We start from the raw sequence: 14,948 nt of genomic DNA on the forward strand, positions 1-14,948 counted from the left end.
AGACAAAGGACAAACTAGACATGAATTCAACTAACACGACTTCATCACGCACTATGTACAGATTAACCAATAGGGAATTATTCGTTATGCATAATCTATGTATAATGTAAACAAAAAAAGACTAGGCATCCCCAGTCTTTGTACGTTATTTGCTTTGTTGTTCTCGTTCCTTTTGTTCCTTAAGCAACACTTTGCGTGATAAGTTGACTCGACCTTGTTGGTCAATCTCGGTGACGCGTACTTCAATGTCATCGCCTATTTTCAAGACGTCTTCTACTTTTTGAATCCGTTCCTCAGCAATTTGAGAAATGTGTAGCAAACCATCTTTTCCTTTGAAAATCTCCACAAAAGCACCGAACTTTTCGATCCGCTTCACTTTGCCAAGATACGTTTGACCGACTTCTACTTCACGAACAAGATCCTCAATAATTGCTTTTGCCCGTTCATTCATTGACTGATCAAGCGACGCAATATAAACTGTTCCGTCTTGCTCAATATCAATTTTCACGCCAGTTTCTTCAATGATTTTATTGATCACCTTACCACTTGGACCAATGACATCACGAATTTTGTCGGGATGAATGTTCAAGATCAGAATTTTCGGTGCGTAAACAGACAACTCTGTTCGAGGCATCTCAATAGCGGTCAACATGTTTTCTAAAATTTTCATTCGACCCGCTTTGGCTTGTGCCAACGCTTGTTCAAGAACTTCACGGTTAATTCCTGAAATTTTAATGTCCATCTGCAAGGCAGTGATACCATTTGCTGTTCCTGCAACTTTAAAGTCCATGTCTCCAAGTGCGTCTTCCATTCCTTGAATATCGGTCAGGACGCTTAAATGTTCTCCTTGCTTAACAAGTCCCATCGCAATCCCTGCAACTGGTGCTTTAATTGGTACACCTGCATGCATCATCGCTAGTGTACTTGCACAAATACTCGCTTGAGAGGTCGAACCGTTCGATTCTAATACTTCTGATACGAGTCGAATCGTATACGGAAATGATTTTTCATCTGGCAATACTTGCTCAAGCGCTCGCTCACCAAGGGCACCATGACCAATCTCACGTCGTCCCGGGCCACGAATCGGTCCCGTTTCGCCAACACTAAACTGCGGGAAATTGTAATGATGCATAAAGCGCTTCGACTCTTCTATGCCAAGACCGTCTAGCACTTGTACATCACCGAGGGCACCAAGTGTACATACACTTAATGCTTGGGTTTGTCCACGCGTAAACAAGCCAGATCCATGTGCACGTGGCAATAGATCAATTTGTGAAGATAACGGACGAATTTCATCAATTTGACGACCATCAGGGCGCACCTTTTCAACGGTAATTAAACGACGGACTTCTTCTTTCACAAACATTTGTAAAATGCCCTTCACTTCATTCACGTTCACTGTCTCATCATCTTCATATAATGAAACTTGCGCATTCATTACTGCATCAATTGCGTCTTGACGTGCATGCTTCTCAACGACACGTACCGCTTCTTTAATGCTTGTCTCTGCTGTGTCTCGTAACCGCGTTTCAAGATCCGCATCGAATGTCTTTAGTACAACTTCACGCTTTGCTTTGCCACACTCAGCAATAATTTTTTCCTGGAATGCTATCAAACGCTTAATTTCTTCATGACCGAGCATCATCGCTTCTAACATTGTTTCTTCAGGTACTTCTTTTGCCCCTGCTTCAACCATGTTAATCGCTTCTTTTGTTCCGGCCACAACAAGATCAATGTCGCTCTCTGCTAGTTGTGATGGGGTTGGGTTAATGATAAATTCACCATTTACACGGCCAACGGTTGCCCCAGCAATCGGACCAGAAAAAGGAATGTCGGAAATAGATAAAGCAAGCGATGATCCAAGCATTGCTGCCATTTCTGATGACGCCTCTTGATCAGAACTCATGACAATGCTAATGACTTGTACTTCATTACGGAAGCCGTCAGGAAATAGTGGTCGAATCGGGCGGTCAATCAATCGACTCGTTAAAATGGCACGATCACTTGGACGTCCTTCTCGTTTAATAAAGCCTCCTGGAATCTTTCCTGCTGCATACAAGCGTTCTTCATAATTCACCGTTAATGGAAAGAAAGGCAAATCTTTTGGCTCCTTAGAAGCCGTTGCGGTTGATAGGACAGCTGTGTCACCGTAGCGCACAAGCACAGCCCCATTTGCCTGCTTGGCAAGTTGACCCGTCTCTACGCGTAACGTACGTCCAGCCCATTCTATCGTAAATTCACGTCGTTCATGTTCCATAAAATGCGGACTCCTCTCGTACATCTCAAAAATACTTCTTCATTTCTATTATGACCGATTCAACGCCAGTTTAAAAGATTCTTTTTCTTGATGAAGAAAAAAGCGGGAGCATCCCCCGCTTTTTTTTCGTAGAACTATCGACGCAAACCAAGTTTGTCAACGAGGTTACGATAACGTGTAACATCCTTATTACGCAAATACGTAAGCAAATTACGACGTTGACCAACCATTTTCAACAAACCACGACGAGAATGGTGATCTTTTTTGTGCGTGCGCAAGTGTTCATTCAACGTATTAATTTGTTCTGTCAAAATAGCAACTTGAACTTCTGGTGAACCCGTATCTGTATCATGCGTTTTAAATTCAGCAATCAGTTCATTTTTACGCTCTTGTGTCAATGCCATGAGAGCCACCCCCTTTTTTCATTACTCCGCATTCCACGCAAACGTTGGTGAAGCGTGTTGCCTAGAATGGGATATGCACCACATGAAAGGTATGCACAAAGATTATTGTACCGTTATTTGATCGGGAATGCAAGGGTTTTTGAGAAGGATGTTGAAGACTCTTTGAACCACAAATAAACCCATCTTTGCGTGTTAAAACTGACGGGCAACAAAATCTGTTTTTTTTTGACAAACAATGTACAAATTATACACAGTGCGTTATCATGATACGTAATAGCATCTACGTAACTTTGAAGGCGGTAGGACGCTCCCTTTTGAAAGGGGGTGAGGCATATGACAGAACTACAAGCTTGGTTCTTGGTCGTTGGATCATTGGGCTTATTTGTAACCGCTGTCGTGACGCTTGTCCGTAATAAGGAGAAATAAACCCGCCTTCGAGTTCACAGCTCTAGCGGGTTAAATACGCCGTGCAGCGCCTACCCCTTCACGGGGACGTGATGCCATTACTGACCACTGGTATACGAACAGTGGTCTTTTTTACATTGTAAGTCATTCTTACCTTTAGTATACACACAACCAGCATTATGTGTCAAAAAGTATTTTTCATATTGTCACTACGAGACTTAAAATAAGCTCTAGCTTCTACTTCATCTTGCGCCAGTTGTGCTTTTAGTTCATCGACGCCGTTAAACACACGTTCAGATCGAATGCGTTCATAAAAACGAACGGTCACCTGTTCGTCGTAAATATCGCTTGTAAAATCAAATAAGTGCACCTCAAGTGTAGGTTCTGCCTCATCCGCTTTAAACGTCGGGCGCACGCCAATGTTTGCCATCCCTTGATGAGTAGCACCTTTGACATCAAGTTGGACGACATAGACACCGTTTTTAGGTAAGTGATAACGCTGTTTAAGTAAAACATTTGCCGTTGGAAAGCCAATTTGTCGCCCGCGTGCATCGCCATGAATGACAGTACCAGCTACTTCATAGGGTGTACCTAGTAATGTCGCTGCTGTTGCAACGTCTCCTTGGTCAAGCGCTTCTCGAATACGGGTCGACGAGATTTTTTCTCCAACGTCACTTACCTTTTCAACGGTCGTTTGTGTAAACCTCCCTTGGGCATACGCTGGCATATGTTGCATCGTTCCCTGCCCCTTGGCACCATACGTAAAATCAAAACCAGCAACCACATGAGAAGCATTTAGTTCAACAATAAATTGGTCAACAAATTGCTGGCATGATAATTGCGAGAGTGCTCTTGTAAAATGAACAGCGTAGACAACATCGACCCCTAAACGTTCGAACTGCGTTACTTTGGCTTCTAATGGAGTTAAATAACGCATTGGGCTTTCGGGACGACCGAGCACTTCTTTTGGATGCGGATAAAACGTCATGACTGCTGTTTGTACTTCGCGTTGCTGCGCTTCGTTCATTGCTGTTTCAATGACGGTGCGATGCCCGCGATGAATGCCATCAAAATAACCGAGCGCAAGCACACACGCAGGAAAATCAGCTTTTTGCGTAGCTGTATGTACATCTAAATAAACGAGCTTCATTGTGTTTCCTCCTCTTCTCCCTGGCAAAACAACCTCTCTGGCTTGACGAGACCTATTTTTGTTGGATGTGGTGTATACAACGCCAAGCATGTCCCTTGTTGATTATAAAATAAAAATTTTCCGCTGCCAAAAGATGCATCTTGCTGCAAGACAGCCCCGTTGCGAATTTTTTGTTCCAATAACGCACTCGCTTGCACGCGCGGAAATGCTTGCAATGCTAAATCAAACGGACGTAACATCGCAACGCGTTCATCGAGCGTCGCTTCTTCTAGCTGCGAAAAAGTGATTGCCTCATGCGCCTGAAATGGGCCAGATGATGTCCGTGTCAGTTGTGACATATGAGCAGGATAACCTAATGTTTTCCCGATATCAACCGCGAGTGTCCGGACGTAAGTACCTTTGCTGCAAGTCACTTCAAAAGAGAATGAATAGGTACCTTCATGAACGGACGCAGCCATCTCTTGCAATGCTAGTTGGTGAATTGTTACTTGTCGGACCGGACGTTCTACTTCTAGTCCAGCGCGCGCATATTCATACAATTTTTTTCCGTTTACTTTTACGGCCGAGTAATAAGGTGGGATTTGCGTTTGTTCCCCTAAAAACTGGCTCAGTACATCGGTCAATTGTGCGCGTGAAATCGGTGATGTCACTTCTTTCCGCTCAATCACGTCTCCTGTCCGATCTTCTGTCGTTGTCGCCAACCCGAGCGTCACTTGTCCTCGGTACGTCTTCGAAAAGTCGATCATATAAGGTACAACCTTCGTCGCTTTTCCTAAACAAATTGGGAGTACGCCGTCCACTTCCGGATCAAGTGTACCCGTATGCCCGACTTTTTTTGTTTGAAACAATTTGCGGATACGGTACACGCAATCATGTGACGTCATTCCAGTTGGTTTATGTAAAACTAAAATCCCTGATGGTGCCATTTTTTGTGTCTCCTTTCATCATGAAGAAAGAAGGCAGCATCACATGCCACCTCCCGATCCTTTCTCCTCATTCATTCATGAAAAAAGGCCCTGTTTACTCCATGTCTTGCCGATTCACTTCTCGCAACAATGATTCAATTCGGTTCCCGTATTGCACCGACTCGTCAATGGCAAAAGTAATCTCTGGTGTTTTACGGAGGCGAATGCGTTTACCGATTTCGGAGCGGATAAACCCCGACGCTTTTTCAAGCCCTTTTAATGCCTCTGTACGCGCTTCTTCTTCACCTAGCACTGTAATATACACCGTTGCCTGTTGCAAGTCACCAGTCACATCGACACCAGTCACTGTGACAAACCGTACACGAGGGTCTTTTATATCGCGCAAAAGTAAGTCGCATAACTCTTTTTTTACTTGTTCACCAACACGCATTGCGCGGTTGCTTGCCATTCTTCATCACCTCAAAAAATGCAAAGTTACAGCCATTCCCAGTTTGTGACTGTGCGCTCAACCGTGGTCTCGGAATCGATATGGGCGAGCGCACGCGTCAACACTGCTTCTGCCCCTTTTTTGTGGCTGGAAACCACACATAAGGACAATTCAGCCCGTTGCCATAGGTCTTGATAAGCGGTTTCTGCGACACTGACGTTGTAACGTTGCCTCAGCGTCACAGTGAGCCGCTTCATGATGGATCTTTTTTCCTTTAATGATTGTGGTTTTCCGATGAATAATTCGCAACGGACAAACCCGATCATTAGCTACGTTTTACTTCTTCCATCACGTATACTTCGATCGTGTCGCCTTCTTTAATGTCGTTGAAGTTTTCTAATGTGATCCCACATTCATAACCGGCAGCCACTTCTTTTGCGTCATCTTTAAAGCGTTTTAACGCATTTAACTCTCCTTCGTAGACGACGATGCCATCACGAACCAATCTCACAGATGAATGGCGTGTAATTTTTCCGTCTGTTACATAGGATCCAGCAATCGTGCCGATTTTAGACACTTTAAATGTCGTACGAACCTCAACTTGACCAATGATTTTTTCGACAAACTCTGGATCAAGCGCGCCCTTCATCGCCTGCTCGATTTCATCAATGGCGTTATAAATGACACGGTGCAAACGAATGTCGACATTCTCAGCTTCAGCGATACGCTTCGCATTTGTGTCAGGACGAACGTTAAAGCCGATCACAATTGCATTTGAAGCGGCGGCTAAAATAATGTCTGACTCAGTGATCGCACCAACGCCAGTATGAATGATATTCACTTTCACACCTTCAACATTAATTTTTTCAAGCGATCCTTTCATTGCTTCAACCGATCCTTGGACGTCGGCTTTAATAATGACGCGGATATCTTTGACTGTTCCCTGTTGGATTTGGTTGAATAGATCATCGAGACTTACTTTCGACGACTCGGACAAGTTTTGTTCCCGGTAACGTGCCATCAACCCTTCACCAACTTGACGTGCTTTCTTCTCATCTTTGAATGCTTGGAAACGATCGCCAGCTTGTGGCACATCATTTAACCCTGTAATCTCTACTGGTGTAGATGGGCCTGCTGTTTGCTCACGGCGCCCTAAATCATTTACAAGCGCACGTACTCGACCAAACGTGTTGCCGACAACCACTGCATCACCCACACTGAGTGTACCATTTTGCACAAGGAGTGTAGCAACCGGCCCGCGTCCTTTGTCGAGTTGCGCCTCAACAACTGTACCTGTTGCTAACTTATCTGGATTTGCTTTTAGCTCCTCCACTTCAGAAACAAGTAAAATCATTTCCATCAACTCATCAATGCCGTCACCTTGGAGCGCTGAGACGTTCACAAAAATTGTGTCGCCGCCCCATGCTTCTGGGACAAGCTCGTACTCGGTTAATTCTTGCATCACTCGGTCTGGGTTTGCTGCTTCTTTATCAATTTTGTTGACAGCAACGATGATCGGCACACCCGCATCTTTCGCGTGGCTAATTGCTTCTTTCGTTTGCGGCATCACACCATCATCAGCGGCAACAACGAGAATTGTAATGTCTGTTACTTGCGCCCCACGTGCACGCATCGTTGTAAATGCAGCGTGACCCGGTGTATCTAAAAAGGTGATTTTCTTGCCTGCTTGCGAAATTTGGTACGCACCAATATGTTGTGTAATGCCACCCGCTTCATTCGCGGTCACTTTCGTATTGCGAATCGAATCAAGCAACGTCGTCTTTCCGTGGTCTACATGTCCCATAATCGTTACGACAGGTGGACGTTCTTGCAAGTCTTCTTCTTTATCTGTCTCATCGTATATATCAATGTCCAGCTCATCAATGAAAACCGCGTCTTCTACCGCCACACCGTAGTCTGTTGCGAGTAATTCAATTGCGTCGCGATCAAGTTCTTGGTTAATTGTCGCCATGACGCCAAGTCCCATCAATTTTTTGATTAACTCAGATGCTTCTCGGTGTAATTTTGCTGCTAGTTCGCTGACAGTAAGCGATCCAGCAACAACAATTTTCTCTGGTAATGGCATTTGGTGACGTGCAGCCTTAGATTGTCCGCCACCACCACCGCGACGACGACCACGATTGCCTTGGTGACGCCCACCAGGACGGTTGCCACCAGCTGATGAATTTTTCTTACCGCTATATCGTTGCTGTGTATACCCGTTTGGACTTGCATCTTGTTTTTTCTTAGGCTGCGACGAGCTAGTATTCGCCCCATTGCGCTTCGGCTGTGGTTTGTTGCCACTAGAGGTTCCTTCATTCTTCGTTTTCGGTTGACTAGGTTTCTGTCCCGATCCACTTTGACTTGTTGATTTTGATTGGGTCGTCCCACTTTTAGTGCCGCGTGCTTGCCCAGACTCTTTTCCTGACAACGCCTTGGCCAATGTTTGTTCATCAACAACAGACATATGATTGGAAACTTCCACATTCATCGCTTTTAAACGATGAATCAATTGTTTGCTTTCCACGCCATTTGCTTTCGCATATTCATAAACGCGCATTTTTGACATATACGTCCCTCCAGTTTACTCACTCAATAACGCGACTAATTTCTTCGCGAATCCTTTACTCTTTACACCAATGACAACTCGTTCCTCTTTACCAATCGCCCGACCGATCACTTCACGCGGATATGTTTCATAGACTGGGATATGGTAAAACGTACATTTATCCATTACTTTCTTCTTCGTTCCTTGTGACACATCACTTGAAAGTAACACAATTTCCACTGTGTTCTTACGAATGTCTTTTAAAACGAGTTCTTCCCCCGTCACCAATTCACGCGCGCGTGCAGCTAATCCTAACAATGATAAAAACCGCGTTTCATCATTCATGTTAGACGGTTGCCTTTCGCTCTGCTATTAAACGATCATAGTCGTCCGCACCTACGTTCACTTGCAAGTGACGTGACAAGCTATCACGTTTTTTCGCAATCAAAAACACTTCTTCCTCATTCGTTAAGTAAGCACCGCGGCCATTTTTTTTGCCGGTTGGATCCACCATAATGTCTCCCTCCGGTGTACGAACAATGCGTACGAGCTCGGCCTTTGGTTTCATTTCTTGCGTAACAATACATTTTCTAAGAGGAATTTTTCGTTGTTTCATGACGATCGCCCCTTATTCTTCTTCTGCAATCATGTCCACGTCGTCTTCTGCGTGCATTTCATCTAAGAGACCTGACTCACGCGCTTCCGTCTCACTTTTAATATCAATTTTCCAGCCAGTTAGCTTCGCTGCGAGTCGGGCATTTTGTCCACGTTTGCCAATTGCGAGTGACAATTGATAGTCAGGGACAATGACGCGCGTCGTTTTCTCATCTTCACATATTGTGACATTCAATACTTGTGCAGGGCTCAGTGCATTTGCAACATACACAACAGGATCTTCTGACCAAGCAACAATATCGATTTTCTCACCTTTTAACTCGTCAACAATCATTTGCACACGACCACCGCGTGGACCAACACAGGCACCAACTGCATCCACTTCAGGGTTATCAGAGTGAACGGCAATTTTAGAACGGTCTCCTGCTTCACGAGACACGGATTTAATTTCCACCGTTCCATCATAAATCTCTGGCACTTCTAACTCAAACAAGCGCTTTAGCAAACCTGGATGCGTCCGTGAAATTAAAATTTGCGGTCCTTTTGTCGTCTTTTCTACTTTTGTGACAAACGCTTTAATCCGGTCATGATGTCGGAATGTCTCGTTTGGCATTTGTTCAGATACAGGCAACAGTGCCTCGACTTTTCCTAAATCAACGTAAATAAAACGGTTATCTTGACGTTGGACGATCCCCGTCATAATGTCTTCTTCTCGGTCAATGAAATCCGCATAAATAATGCCTCGCTCCGCCTCGCGCACACGTTGGGTCACAACTTGTTTAGCGGTTTGCGCAGCAATTCGACCAAAGTCTTTTGGCGTCACTTCAATCTCGACGACATCATCCACTTCATAACTCGGACTGATTTCATGCGCTTCTCCTAATGAAATCTCTAATCGCTTGTCAAACACTTCTTCAACAACCACTTTACGCGCAAATACACGAATGCGACCTGTCAATCGGTCGACATCTACACGGACGTTTTGCGCCTGCGAAAAATTGCGTTTATAACCTGAGATTAATGCGGCTTCAATCGCTTCAATGATAACTTCCTTTTCAATGCCTTTATCCGCTTCTAAAGTCGCTAAGGCTTCCATAAATTCACTGTTCATGGGCTGCTAATCCTCCCTTTTTTCCTTGACAGCTTAAATCAAAATGGACCGACGTGCGCTCGCCACTTTTTCATATGGCACCGCATAAGTGATCGATTTTGTCTTTACTTTTCCTTCAATTGTCAGTACACCATCGGTAAATGACTTTAACACACCTTCGAACGATTTTTGACCAGAAATTGGTTCATATGTTGTCACATACACCCCTGTCCCGACTGCCTGCTTCACATCATCCTCGTCCTTCAACGGCCTCTCAGCTCCTGGAGATGATACTTCTAAGAAATAAGGTCCTGAAATCGGATCCTTTGCATCCAGCACTTCACTTAAACGTTCGCTTACAGCCTCGCAATCATCTAAGTTTACGCCCGTTGTTGAATCAATTGCTACGCGCAAAAACCAGTTTGGACCTTCTTTTGTATACGTGACCGCAACAAGCTTCAAACTTAATTGTTCCACGATCGGCGCAGCCAATGATGCGACCTGATCGGAAATGCTTTTTTTCACCTTCTATCCACTCCTTTTATCTTAGACGCTGACGAAAGAAAACCCTTTTTCGTTCCACAATGGCGCCTATTCCAGATGTCGTGGAGGAAAACTCGCGCCATTCTATGGCGAACAAAGAGAGTGGGGCAGCCCACTCTCTTTGTTCTTTCGTATGCTAACAATTACCACTTGTGAGTGTACCACAAATGATCGTGAGATGCAAATGGATTGTCGATTTGATTCGCCGTGTCACCATCTTAAAACAGCGTCAACTGGTTCGTTTCCGGTAAATCTGTTAAACAACCGTGGTCATTTAAATGCTCGATGACCGTTTTTGTCAGTCGCGCCCGTTGTTGCAAGTCTTCTTTTGACAAAAAGTGCCCTGCTTCACGCTCACGGACAATGCCTAACCCCGCATTTGTGCTCACACCATTTAACGCGCTGAATGGTGGCAGTAACGTCTCGCCATCGACAATAAATTCCGTCGCTTGCGAACGGTACAAGTCAACTTTTTGAAAAGATAACCCTCGGGCACACATTTCTAATGCCAATTCAAGCACAGTTAAAACCGATTTTTCCTTCGGGGAGGCATCTAAGCCTTTCTCGTTAATCTCTTCAATCTTTGCCTTAATTGCCGCTTCTCCTTTGACCATCGTGTCGAGATCAAAGTCACTGGCGCGGACGGAGAAGTAGGTTGCGTAATACAGCGCCGGATAATGCACTTTAAAGTAGGCAATTCGTACCGCCATCATTACATAAGCGGTCGCATGCGCTTTTGGAAACATATATTTGATTTTCATACATGAATCAATGTACCAGTCTGGAACATTGTGTTTGCGCATTTCTTCAATCCATTCTGGCTGAAGCCCTTTCCCCTTTCGAACAAACTCGGTAATTTTAAACGCGAGCGATGACTCCAACCCTTTATAAATTAAATAGATCATAATGTCGTCACGACACCCAATGACATCTTTTAGCTCACATGTCCCGTTGGCGATGAGCTCACTTGCATTTCCTAACCACACATCCGTTCCGTGTGAGAGTCCAGAGATTTGCAGTAGCTCAGAAAATGTCTTTGGTTTCGTCTCTTCAAGCATTTGCCGAACAAAACGGGTGCCAAATTCGGGGATGCCGAGCGTGCCTGTTTTACACATAATTTGTTCAGCGGTCACGCCTAAAACTTCCGGTCCTGAAAAAATCTCCATCACTTTCGGATCATCCATTGGGATCGTTTTTGGATCAATGCCGCTTAAATCTTGCAACATCCGAATGGCCGTCGGATCATCGTGTCCGAGTATGTCTAGCTTTAACAAGTTATCATGGATCGAGTGGAAATCAAAATGAGTTGTTTTCCATTCGGCATTTTTATCGTCTGCTGGATATTGCACCGGCGAAAAATCATGAATATCCATATCATCGGGCACAACGATAATGCCACCTGGATGTTGTCCCGTCGTTCGTTTTACGCCCGTACAACCTGAGACAAGGCGATCAATCTCTGCCCCGCGCATCATGAACTCATGATCACTTTGGAAGCCTTTGACAAAACCATAGGCCGTTTTTTCTGCCACCGTGCCAATCGTTCCGGCGCGGTACACATATTCTGCGCCAAACAATTCTTTCGTATAAGCATGTGCACGCGCTTGATACTCACCTGAGAAGTTTAAATCAATATCTGGCACTTTATCCCCTTTAAAGCCAAGGAACGTCTCAAACGGAATGTCCTGTCCTTCTTTCACATAAGTCGTCCCACATTTTGGACAGTTTTTTTCTGGTAAGTCATATCCTGATGCGACGGAACCATCATTAAAGAATTGTGAGTGACAACAGCCCGGACAAACATAATGCGGTGGGAGTGGATTCACTTCCGTAATTTCTGTCATCGTCGCAACAAAGGAAGAACCAACTGATCCCCGCGAGCCGACGAGATAGCCATCATCGAGAGACTTTTTCACTAGCTTTTGCGAGATTAAATAAATAACGGCAAACCCGTGACCAATAATACTCTTTAATTCTTTTTGAATGCGTGCCTCCACAATTTCCGGAAGCGGGTCACCATAAATTTCACGCGCCCGTGCATACGTCATGTCACGAATTTCATCATCGGCACCAGCCATTTTCGGTGTATATAAATCATCAGGAATCGGCTTAATGTCGGCAATTCGACTGGCCATGTCATGTGTTGCGGTGATGACCACGTCTTTGGCTGTCTCTTCCCCTAGAAATTGAAATGCCGCTAACATTTCCGCCGTTGTCCGGAAGTGCACTGGCGGCAACGTTTGCCGATTGAGTGGGTTCGCTCCCCCTTGTGAGGCAATTAAAATTTGCCGATATACCGCATCTTCTTCGTCTAAATAATGCACATTCCCTGTTGCAACAACCGGCTTCTCTAGCTCTTTTCCAAGCTGCACAATGTTAGCGATGATGTCTTGTAATGTTTCTTTGTCTTTGACCAATTCCTTCTCAATTAAATGCTGATAACAAACTGGTGGCTGTACTTCGAAATAATCATAGAAGCGCGCGATCTCCGTGACTTCATCCGCTGATTTTTGCATCATCGCTTCAAAGACTTCCCCTTTATCACAGGCAGAGCCAACAAGCAAACCGGCGCGATGACGGTTTAATTGCGAACGTGGAATCCGTGGGGTGCGAAAGTAATAATCCACATGGGATAGCGTCACAAGTTTGTATAAATTTTTCAATCCTTCTTGTGATGTCACAAGTAACGTACAATGAGACGGGCGCCCACGATAAAAATTGCCTTTTCCCATATGATCATTTAACGCATCGTGATAATGAATGTCTTTCTCCGCAGCGTCTTTGACCATGCGCCACAATAAATAAGCGGTCGCTTCCGTGTCATATATCGCCCGGTGATGGCTCGTTAATTCAATGCCGAATTTCTTACATAATGTATTTAGGCGGTGGTTTTTAAACTCGGGATATAAAAAGCGTCCCAGCTCTAACGTATCAATGACGGGATTTTGCACTTCATCGTAACCCAGTTTTTTGTAACCAACATTGACAAAACCGACGTCAAAACTGGCATTATGCGCAACAATCGTCGCATCACCTGCAAAGGCGCGAAATTCTTTTAGCACATCAAGTGGATCTTTCGCTCCTTGCACCATGTCGTCCGTAATCCCCGTTAGTTCAATGATTTTCGCTGATAGTGGCTCTTTCGGATCCGCAAATGACTCATAGCGCTCAATGATCTCACCGTTTTTTATTTTTACGGCTGCAAGTTCAATGATTTGATTGTACACAGCAGAAAGCCCTGTCGTCTCCACATCAAACACCACATACACCTCATCTTCAAGTGAGCGATGTGCTAAATTATAAGCAATTGGCACACCATCATCAACAAGATTCGCCTCCATGCCGTACAAAATTTTCACCCCGTGCTTTTTCCCGGCTGCATACGCCTCAGGGAACGCTTGGACGACGCCATGGTCAGTAATCGCAAACGCTTTGTGCCCCCATTCCGCTGCTCGCTTCACGTAGCGCTCAACGGAGACCATGCCATCCATCTGACTCATCGTGGAGTGGGCATGCAATTCAATCCGCTTCTCATCTTCTGTCGCTGTGTCTTGTCGCTGTTGCGGTGTGTACTGCACAATGTCGTTGGCAATCATGACGAGGTCGCGCACAAATGTATCATTTTGAATGCCACCACGTACTTTCAACCACATACCTTTTTTTATTGCTTTCATCGCTGGGACATCTTCTTTGTCACGAGAAAACATTTTTACCAGGATGGAATCCGTGTAATCGGTTATTTTGAACGTCAACAGCGTACGCCCGCTTCGCAATTCCCGAATATCTGCCGAAAAGACATACCCTTGAATTGTGATACGTCTTTCTTCGTCTACAATTCCTTCAAGCGGAGTCGCTTCTTCTTTTATTGGATAGCCAATGGAAACGGATGTCACAACTTCCTCTTTAGCGCCTTCTTCTTCACGCTGCTTTTTTTCGAGCATCGCTTCCACCACTTTTGAATAGTCTTCCTGTGCGCGTTGTTCCGCGAATGCCTCGTAATCGGCTTCCGAAGATTTTACCGTAATTTGAAATGGCATTTCCGCCAAGCCAAGTGATTGACACAGCGGTCTAGCTAACTCTTTTAATTTGCGGTTCATCATCCCCGCCTCAGCCTCGTGCGCCGCAACGAGTTGCAAGGCGCCGTTTGTTACGGTTGGCGTTTGTTTGCGCCACGTATTTGCGAGAGAAGGGGTTTGTTTAACGAGGTCTTCAACTAAAAGAGACCAATAACCGGGCCAAGCTTCTGCTAAAGAAGGCGCATGCTTGTACGTAATCGTACACTGAGTATGCGCAATCTCTTTAAATGTTGTGATGAGGCGGCTACGAAAGGCAGCATAATGTTCGGCCGGAATGAGTTTTTCAAGCGTTATGTAAAAGTGCCACGTACGTTCTGCCTTTAAAATGGCAAGCTTTTCGATCGCACCGTGCTTAAAATAAGGCAGTGATGTTGCCGACATATTTAACTGTTCAAGAAGCAGTTGGAAACGTTCCTGCCCCGTTTGTTTTCTCGCATCCATGCTAGGAACCTCCTTCTTTGACATATAGAAAAACGGACAGCACCATTTGCGCTGCCCGCTCTCTTT

12 protein-coding genes are annotated in these 14,948 nt (G+C 44.9%); all 12 read right to left on the reverse strand.

The features are described from left to right. Positions 1-145: 145 nt before the first annotated feature. Positions 146-2,257, reverse strand: a complete 2,112-nt coding sequence (pnp, locus tag NSQ26_RS06170; RefSeq protein ID WP_499719765.1) for a polyribonucleotide nucleotidyltransferase — start codon at positions 2,255-2,257, stop codon at positions 146-148. A 134-nt stretch (positions 2,258-2,391) separates the two neighbouring features. Then, positions 2,392-2,661: a 30S ribosomal protein S15 gene (rpsO, locus tag NSQ26_RS06175; RefSeq protein ID WP_012959342.1), complete on the reverse strand. Its 270-nt coding sequence runs from the start codon at positions 2,659-2,661 to the stop codon at positions 2,392-2,394. A 589-nt stretch (positions 2,662-3,250) separates the two neighbouring features. After that, positions 3,251-4,216, reverse strand: a complete 966-nt coding sequence (ribF, locus tag NSQ26_RS06180; protein ID WP_499719766.1) for a riboflavin biosynthesis protein RibF — start codon at positions 4,214-4,216, stop codon at positions 3,251-3,253. Next, entirely contained in the window at positions 4,213-5,142 is a 930-nt protein-coding gene (truB, locus tag NSQ26_RS06185; RefSeq protein WP_499719767.1) for a tRNA pseudouridine(55) synthase TruB, read from the reverse strand. Before truB ends, ribF begins: the two co-directional genes overlap by 4 nt. 94 nt (positions 5,143-5,236) lie before the next feature. Beyond that, positions 5,237-5,590, reverse strand: a complete 354-nt coding sequence (gene rbfA / locus NSQ26_RS06190) for a 30S ribosome-binding factor RbfA (RefSeq protein ID WP_090774914.1) — start codon at positions 5,588-5,590, stop codon at positions 5,237-5,239. A 26-nt stretch (positions 5,591-5,616) separates the two neighbouring features. Further along, positions 5,617-5,895 carry a DUF503 domain-containing protein gene (locus NSQ26_RS06195; protein WP_499719768.1) on the reverse strand — a complete coding sequence of 93 codons (279 nt, stop codon included), beginning with the start codon at positions 5,893-5,895 and terminating at the stop codon, positions 5,617-5,619. Next, positions 5,895-8,138 carry a translation initiation factor IF-2 gene (gene infB / locus NSQ26_RS06200; RefSeq protein ID WP_499719769.1) on the reverse strand — a complete coding sequence of 748 codons (2,244 nt, stop codon included), beginning with the start codon at positions 8,136-8,138 and terminating at the stop codon, positions 5,895-5,897. Before infB ends, NSQ26_RS06195 begins: the two co-directional genes overlap by 1 nt. 15 nt (positions 8,139-8,153) lie before the next feature. After that, entirely contained in the window at positions 8,154-8,462 is a 309-nt protein-coding gene (locus NSQ26_RS06205) for a YlxQ family RNA-binding protein (protein ID WP_090774911.1), read from the reverse strand. Position 8,463: 1 nt separating this feature from the next. After that, positions 8,464-8,733 (reverse strand): RNase P modulator RnpM, encoded by a 270-nt coding sequence (gene rnpM / locus NSQ26_RS06210; RefSeq protein WP_090774910.1) that lies wholly within the window; start codon positions 8,731-8,733, stop codon positions 8,464-8,466. Between the two features lie 12 nt (positions 8,734-8,745). Then, positions 8,746-9,843 (reverse strand): transcription termination factor NusA, encoded by a 1,098-nt coding sequence (gene nusA / locus NSQ26_RS06215; protein WP_499719771.1) that lies wholly within the window; start codon positions 9,841-9,843, stop codon positions 8,746-8,748. A 33-nt stretch (positions 9,844-9,876) separates the two neighbouring features. Then, positions 9,877-10,347, reverse strand: a complete 471-nt coding sequence (gene rimP / locus NSQ26_RS06220; protein ID WP_499719772.1) for a ribosome maturation factor RimP — start codon at positions 10,345-10,347, stop codon at positions 9,877-9,879. A gap of 236 nt (positions 10,348-10,583) precedes the next feature. Beyond that, positions 10,584-14,906 carry a PolC-type DNA polymerase III gene (locus NSQ26_RS06225; RefSeq protein WP_499719774.1) on the reverse strand — a complete coding sequence of 1,441 codons (4,323 nt, stop codon included), beginning with the start codon at positions 14,904-14,906 and terminating at the stop codon, positions 10,584-10,586. Positions 14,907-14,948 lie beyond the last annotated feature (42 nt).

It is taken from the genome of Bacillus sp. FSL W7-1360, from assembly GCF_038592975.1.
GTDB lineage: Bacteria > Bacillota > Bacilli > Bacillales > Bacillaceae_D > Shouchella > Shouchella lonarensis.